This is a genomic window from Lactonifactor longoviformis DSM 17459, from assembly GCF_900129135.1.
Classification (GTDB): Bacteria; Bacillota; Clostridia; order Lachnospirales; family Lachnospiraceae; genus Lactonifactor; species Lactonifactor longoviformis.
The window spans coordinates 154,959-161,174 of the sequence record NZ_FQVI01000008.1 but is presented as its reverse complement, the minus strand read 5'-3'; the positions used below and the strand labels follow the sequence as shown (position 1 = coordinate 161,174).

At 50.3% G+C, this 6,216-nt stretch carries 7 protein-coding genes and 2 pseudogenes; 8 read left to right on the top strand and 1 reads right to left on the bottom strand.

The genetic code is table 11. The annotated features are described in order from the left end of the window. A pseudogene (locus BUA56_RS23315) lies at nucleotides 1–209 on the bottom strand (IS1182 family transposase); the annotation flags it as partial. A gap of 379 nt (nucleotides 210–588) precedes the next feature. On the opposite strand from BUA56_RS23315, the gene BUA56_RS09995 reads away from it, so the two are divergent. The 8 genes and pseudogenes from BUA56_RS09995 to BUA56_RS09960 all read left to right on the top strand — a co-directional run bounded on the left by BUA56_RS09995 (nucleotide 589) and on the right by BUA56_RS09960 (nucleotide 6,040). Next, nucleotides 589–792: a helix-turn-helix domain-containing protein gene (locus BUA56_RS09995; protein WP_003510933.1), complete on the top strand. Its 204-nt coding sequence runs from the start codon at nucleotides 589–591 to the stop codon at nucleotides 790–792. A 260-nt stretch (nucleotides 793–1,052) separates the two neighbouring features. Beyond that, nucleotides 1,053–1,946 (top strand): DUF6017 domain-containing protein, encoded by an 894-nt coding sequence (locus BUA56_RS09990; RefSeq protein ID WP_003510931.1) that lies wholly within the window; start codon nucleotides 1,053–1,055, stop codon nucleotides 1,944–1,946. A 5-nt stretch (nucleotides 1,947–1,951) separates the two neighbouring features. After that, a complete protein-coding gene (locus BUA56_RS09985) occupies nucleotides 1,952–2,434 on the top strand; it encodes a PcfB family protein (protein WP_003510930.1) in 483 nt (160 codons plus the stop codon). Next, nucleotides 2,431–2,730 (top strand): annotated as a pseudogene (locus tag BUA56_RS09980) (recombinase); the annotation flags it as partial. The gene BUA56_RS09985 and the pseudogene BUA56_RS09980, both read left to right, overlap by 4 nt. Before the next feature lie 49 nt (nucleotides 2,731–2,779). Next, complete coding sequence (locus BUA56_RS09975) at nucleotides 2,780–4,627, top strand: recombinase family protein (protein WP_207732025.1); 1,848 nt, start codon at nucleotides 2,780–2,782, stop codon at nucleotides 4,625–4,627. A 79-nt stretch (nucleotides 4,628–4,706) separates the two neighbouring features. Continuing rightward, nucleotides 4,707–4,901 carry a transposon-encoded TnpW family protein gene (locus tag BUA56_RS09970; protein WP_071143486.1) on the top strand — a complete coding sequence of 65 codons (195 nt, stop codon included), beginning with the start codon at nucleotides 4,707–4,709 and terminating at the stop codon, nucleotides 4,899–4,901. Between the two features lie 154 nt (nucleotides 4,902–5,055). Further along, complete coding sequence (locus BUA56_RS09965; RefSeq protein ID WP_071143485.1) at nucleotides 5,056–5,358, top strand: hypothetical protein; 303 nt, start codon at nucleotides 5,056–5,058, stop codon at nucleotides 5,356–5,358. Nucleotides 5,359–5,428: 70 nt separating this feature from the next. Then, nucleotides 5,429–6,040: a recombinase family protein gene (locus tag BUA56_RS09960; RefSeq protein ID WP_071143484.1), complete on the top strand. Its 612-nt coding sequence runs from the start codon at nucleotides 5,429–5,431 to the stop codon at nucleotides 6,038–6,040. The last annotated feature ends 176 nt before the right edge of the window (nucleotides 6,041–6,216 follow it).

Below are 6,216 nucleotides of genomic sequence, written 5' to 3'. Positions count from 1 at the left end.
AACAGGACTGTCTTTAGCATGTTGACCCGATTATATCCGGGCCGGCCCAGTTTATGTGAGGGCTCTGGCCTAAGATATCTTTCTATTCCAATCTCCTCCATGATTCTGTCAAATGCTAATACTGGATCACAGAGATCCAGACAATCCGAAAAAAACAGTGGCAGCCTTCCCTGTTTTGCGGTATAATATTTCTCGGTATTATTGTTCATAGTAGATTAATTTTACCACAAAAAGAAGAACGCCTCCAGGTTTGTATACCTGAAAGCGTTCTTTTTTTACGGGACTTTTTTCACAGCCCCTCTCTAAACGTTCCCGAGAGGATTTGAACCTCCGACCCCTCGCTTAGGAGTATGGCGTGCCGCTTCGTACATCGTCCGCTTCATAATTTGCCTTATTGTTTAATCTGAAATTGTATTGCCTGGTTACTGGTCAACTTGCATAAAAATCCCTGTAATGCCGCCTCGTGACGGGGCGTTCAGAAGGTCAAATTAGCAAATTCTTAGCAGGGAGCGTGCCTGTGAGGGCCTTTTCCGTCAGGGATACCGGGCAGGTATGGGCAAAACGCCGACAAGAAACAGGAGGCAGATTATGAGTGTATCGGGCGAAAAGCAGACGCCGAAAAACAGGACCTACACCGTGGAGAACATAGCCGCTATTCTCGGCATTGGAAAATCCTCTGCTTATAAGCTGGCAAACTCCGGCGAGTTCCAGACGATCCGGATTGGAAACATGATCCGCATTTCCAGAAAATCTTTTGAAGATTGGCTGGGGATGGAGGACAACGAGGAGTAAGTAATGAGCAACTGAATACAGACCGGCCATCTGCCGGGGCAACGCCATGGGTAACACAAACCTGTGGCGTTTTTTTATGCCCTGCCGAGGGTGCATGAAACTGTATGAATACGGGTGGGAAATTCCCTGTTTTTTCGCCTGTGAGCGGCGCAAACGAGGTCGCCCATATTCTTTCCCTCATGGGAGGCGGGACGGTAATACAGGGGCAAAAATCCACCGAAACAAACACTTTTCAAAACCGAAGGAAGGAGGTATCCAACATGGCGGTATTCCGTATTGAGAAAACCCGTGATTATACGGTGATGTCCAACCATCACCTGCGGGATACGGGCCTGTCGCTGAAATCCAAGGGGCTGCTCTCCATGATGCTGTCCCTGCCAGAGAACTGGAACTACACCACCAGGGGCCTTGCGAAGATCTGCAAGGAGGGTACGGACAGCATCGGCTCTGCCCTGAAGGAGCTGGAACGGGCCGGGTACATCGTCCGCAACCGCCTTCGGGACAGCAAAGGCAAGATCGTGGACGTGGAGTATGTCATCTACGAAACGCCCCATCCCCCGGAGCCGGACGGGCCGTGTGAGGAGGAACCGGATACGGAACATCCAGATACGGAAAACCCGGATATGGATACTCCGGGTCTGGAAAACCGGCCGCAATTAAATAAAGATAAAAGCAATCCTGATAAATCAAAAAAAGATGAACTCAGTACGGAAGGATCAAATCCTGTCCTATCCTCCCCCAAAGCCCCCAGGGGTTCGGACGGGATGGGACGGGCCCGGATGCGGGAGCGCGAAAGCTATCGTGAATTGATTTTGGAGAACATCGAGTATGACTATCTCATCCAGAACCACCAGCTTGACCGGGACCGTTTGGATGAACTGGTGGAGCTCATGGTGGACACGGTGTGCTCCAACCGGGAGATGATCCGTATTGCCGGGGATGACTACCCGGCGGAGGTGGTCAAGTCCCGGTTCCTGAAACTGGACAGCTCCCACATCGAGTATGTGCTGGACCGGATGCGGGAGAACACCACCTATGTCCGCAATATCAAGAAATACCTGCTGGCCGCTTTGTATAACGCCCCGGCCACCATCGACAGCTACTACACCTCCCTGGTGAGCCATGACTTGTACGGCGGCGGAGATCGGAGGTGATGTGCGTGCAGGAAGAAATCACCCAGGGCGTGGTCTCCCTTTCGGTGGAGACCGGCAAGATGACCGCGGACCTGCTCCAAAAGGCCGTGAAGAAGGTGCTGGAGGAGATGCAGAAGAAGCCCTCCCAGCGCATCCTCCACCAGGGGAAACAGACCTTGCACCAGCTTAAACAGCATGGGGCCTCCCTGACCAACATCGAGATCACGGAGCAGAACATCAAGGCGTTTTCGGCGGTGGCGAAGAAGTATGACATCGACTATGCCCTGAAGAAGGACCCCAGCACCGACCCACCGCACTACTATGTATTCTTCAAGGCGAAGGACAAGGACCAGCTCCAGCCGGCCTTCAAGGAGTTCACCGCCATGACCCTGAACCGGGAGAAGCGCCCCACCATCCGGGAGAAGCTGGCCCAGACCCAGGAACAGTCCAAGACCAAGCACCGGGAACGGGAGAAGGTCAAGACCAGGGACCGGGAGGTGGCACGATGACCGACAAGCTGAAAAAACAGCTCATCCTCAACCTCCCGTATCTCATCTTCGTGTATCTCTTTGACAAGCTCTGTCAGGGTGTGCGGCTGGCTCCTGGGGTGGACGCCTCGGAGAAGCTGCTCCACATCGGGCAGGGCTTTTCTGCGGCCTTTGCCAGTCTGGCGCCCAGCTTCCACCTGGTGGACCTGTGCGTGGGCGCCGCCGGCGCGGTGCTGATCCGGCTGGCGGTCTACTCCAAGGGCAAAAACGCGAAGAAATACCGCCGCGGTATCGAGTACGGGAGCGCCCGATGTGGTGCATAATCTTAACTGTAAGGAAAACTATGTGGACGCAGGAGGTATGCACATGAACGAATATAATAAAATTACAGCCCTTTACTCCCGCCTTTCCGTCGGGGACGAGGACAGAGATGGCGGCGAGAGCAACAGCATTGTAAACCAAAAGGCATTTCTGGAACGGTACGCCCAACAGCAGAGATTAACCAATATCCGGCACTACATTGACGATGACGAAAGCGGCAGGTTCTTTGACCGCTCTGCCTATTCCCGCATGATGGAGGATGTGGAAAACGGAAAAATAGGCGTCTGCATTATGAAAGACCTGACGCGCTGGGGGCGTGATTATCTCCAAGTCGGCAATGCAATGGAGGTATTCAGACGGAACAATGTCCGCTTTATCGCGGTCAATAACGGCATAGACAGCGACAATCCCGATACATTGGAGTTTGCGCCCTTTATCAATATCATGTCGGAGTGGTACGCAAAGGACATCAGCAAGAAAGTAAAAACGGGTATCAGGACCAAGGGTGCAAGCGGCAAACCCATCGCCACCGAAGCCCCATACGGATATATGAAAGACCCGAACAACAAGGATTTTTGGATAATCGACGAGGAAGCCGCCGAAGTGGTACGCTTGATTTTCCGTCTGTTTATCGGCGGGAAGAACAGAAACCAAATTGCCGTATATCTCAAAAACGAGCAAATCCTCACGCCTACGTTCTACCTCAAACAGCACGACAGAGGGACAGCGAAAAGCAGACCGCTGAACGAGGAAAATCGCTATAAATGGAACAAAGCAACCTTAACCAAGATACTCACAAGGCAGGAGTATTGTGGTGATGTTGTCAATTTCAAGACCACAAAGCATTTTCGGGACAAGCGCAACCACTATGTAGATAAAAGCGAATGGCAGATAACCGAGAATGTGCATGAGCCGATTATCGACCGCGCCGACTTTGAAACCGTACAGCGGATTTTGGAAAACGCGCCTGTCAGACGCCCTAACGGGGACGGAGAAATCCACCCTTTGTCGGGCTTGATGTTCTGTAAAGACTGCGGCGCAAAAATGCACATTCGCATAGATTACAGGAACGGCGGCAAGCGTCATGTTGCCTTTTGCAGCGAGTACCACAAGGGCAAAGCCAAAAATCCCAAATGCAATTCCCCGCACATCATAGACGCTGATTTAGTCATGCAGACTATCGCGGATGTTCTGAAAAAAGTTGCAGAATACTCCATAAGCAACCGGGAGGAATTTGAAGCATTAGTCCGAAAAAACCTTGATATGCAGCAGACGGACAAGAGCAAAAAACAGCAGAAGCGTATTCCGCAAATTACAACACGCCTTGAACAGATTGACAAGGTGCTGAATAAACTCTACGAGGATAACGCCCTCGGTGCTATCCCACAAGACCGATACGAGCAAATGTCACAGAAATATTCGGAGGAATACTATACGCTGAAAGCGGAACTTGCAGAACTCAAAGAACAGTTATCCGCGTTTGAGGACGCAGGAGGATGGGCGCATAAGTTTTTGAAGCTGATAGAACGCTACGCCGCCTTTACCGACCTTACCCCCGCCATTCTCAATGAATTTATCAGCAGAATTGAAGTGCATGAGCGCGATAAGAAAAGGGCAAAACAAGCTGTTCAGCATATCGGGATATATTTCAGCTATATCGGCAAGTTTGAAAACGAACTGACACAGCTTGCAGAGCCGACAGAGGAAGAAATCCGGCAAATGCGGGAGAAAATCGAAGAAGCCCAAAAGGAAAAGAGCCGCGCTTATCATCGGAACTACTCAAAGGAATACCGGGCGAAAAACCTTGAAAAACGCCGGGAGTATGAACGCATCAAGGCGCGGGAATATCGGGCAAAGCGAAAGGCGCAAGCCGCTGCGCTGCCCGTATCGTAAAACAGAATAACCGACAGCAGAAAGGGATTTTCCAACTATGGGAAATCCTTTTTTTGCACCCAAAGGAAGGAGTGACCCAATGACAGAAAAGAAAACCACAACCACCGCGCAGAAGCAGCCGGATGGTATCATCACAACACAGCGGAACGGACAGACCATCGTTGCGGAGTTGTTTTTCAATCACAGAAGCGCAGAAACATTCCGCGACAAGCTGCTGAAAGCGATACTTGCCGACTATTCGCATTTTTCTGCGTCTGACGGTCAAGAGCCGTAAAAACGGAATATTTGACGATTGGAACACTCTGGACGAGGAATGTATCGCCAGAGCATTTTCTATTGAAAAAACGCCGTTTTTCCCAAGTCAAGAGCCGAAGAAAACACCCGAAAAATGCCCCTACTGCGTAACAGGGGCGCAGAAAGGAGAGTTTATGAAAACAGGACTGAAAAAGCAGGAAAAGACCACCGATATTTGGTTTGACGAGAAAGACCCCCTTATCCATATCCGCACCCACAACACCGACTTGAAGAACAGGCTGACCGCGTACAGCCGCCGCTTCCCCTCTGTCTGTAAGCTGACCGACAGCGACCCGGAAACGGGCTGTATGGAGTTTGAGATTGCAAAGGGACGCTTCTCTTTCCGTCTGACCGCACCATACAGCGAGGAACGCAGACAGGCGGCAAGCGACTATGCAAAGAAGCATGGTATTTCAGCCGGGAAAAGCAAGCCATGACACAAAGATACAGTAAAATTATTAGGTAAGGACGGTTGATGTCTATGTAAAACGAACAGGAGGATAAAAATTGACTGGAAGCATTTACGGCTATGTGCGTGTCAGCACAAGAGAACAAAACGAGGACAGGCAGCTTATCGCCTTACGCGAGGTAGGCGTTTCAGATAAGAATATCTTTATGGATAAGCAATCCGGCAAAGATTTTGAGCGTCCACAGTACAAAAAGCTGCTTAGAAAAATGAAAAAAGACGACCTGCTCTATATCAAGAGCATAGATCGTCTGGGACGCAACTATGAAGAAATCTTACAGCAATGGCGTATCATCACAAAGGACAAGGGCGTTGACATTGTGGTTTTGGATATGCCCCTGCTTGATACGCGCCGGGGAAAAGACCTTATGGGAACATTTCTCTCGGATATTGTGCTTCAAGTGCTGTCCTTTGTGGCAGAAAACGAGCGCACCAATATCAGACAGCGGCAAACAGAGGGTATCGCGGCAGCAAAGGCGCGGGGTGTGCGCTTTGGGCGACCACCACGCCCCTTGCCGGATAACTTTCATGCTGTTTATCAGAGGTGGCGTGCCGGGAAAATTACCGGCACAGCAGCCGCAAAAGAGTGTGGTATGCCCCTTGCGACCTTTCGCTACCGGGCAGAAATCTACGAAAAAGCCAAATTATTGTAAATAGGCGGTTTTACAGAAAGGTGTACTTTCCTGTAAACCGCCTATTGCTTATAGGTATTTAATATTATACTTCTTCAGACGGCGTTTTTCAAGTCTTGAAATGTAAATATTCGTTTATATCCCGGCTAATTTGTCGATAAAATGCGTTTACAGGAAAGTACACGTTACTAAAGGGA

Bases quoted from the DNA above. Each gene is read 5' to 3' on its own strand.
- BUA56_RS09990 (WP_003510931.1), top strand. From the start codon at position 1,053: ATGGCGGTATTCCGTATTGAGAAAACCCGTGATTATACGGTGATGTCC.
- BUA56_RS09975 (WP_207732025.1), top strand. From the start codon at position 2,780: ATGAACGAATATAATAAAATTACAGCCCTTTACTCCCGCCTTTCCGTC.
- BUA56_RS09970 (WP_071143486.1), top strand. From the start codon at position 4,707: ATGACAGAAAAGAAAACCACAACCACCGCGCAGAAGCAGCCGGATGGT.
- BUA56_RS09965 (WP_071143485.1), top strand. From the start codon at position 5,056: ATGAAAACAGGACTGAAAAAGCAGGAAAAGACCACCGATATTTGGTTT.
- BUA56_RS09995 (WP_003510933.1), top strand. From the start codon at position 589: ATGAGTGTATCGGGCGAAAAGCAGACGCCGAAAAACAGGACCTACACC.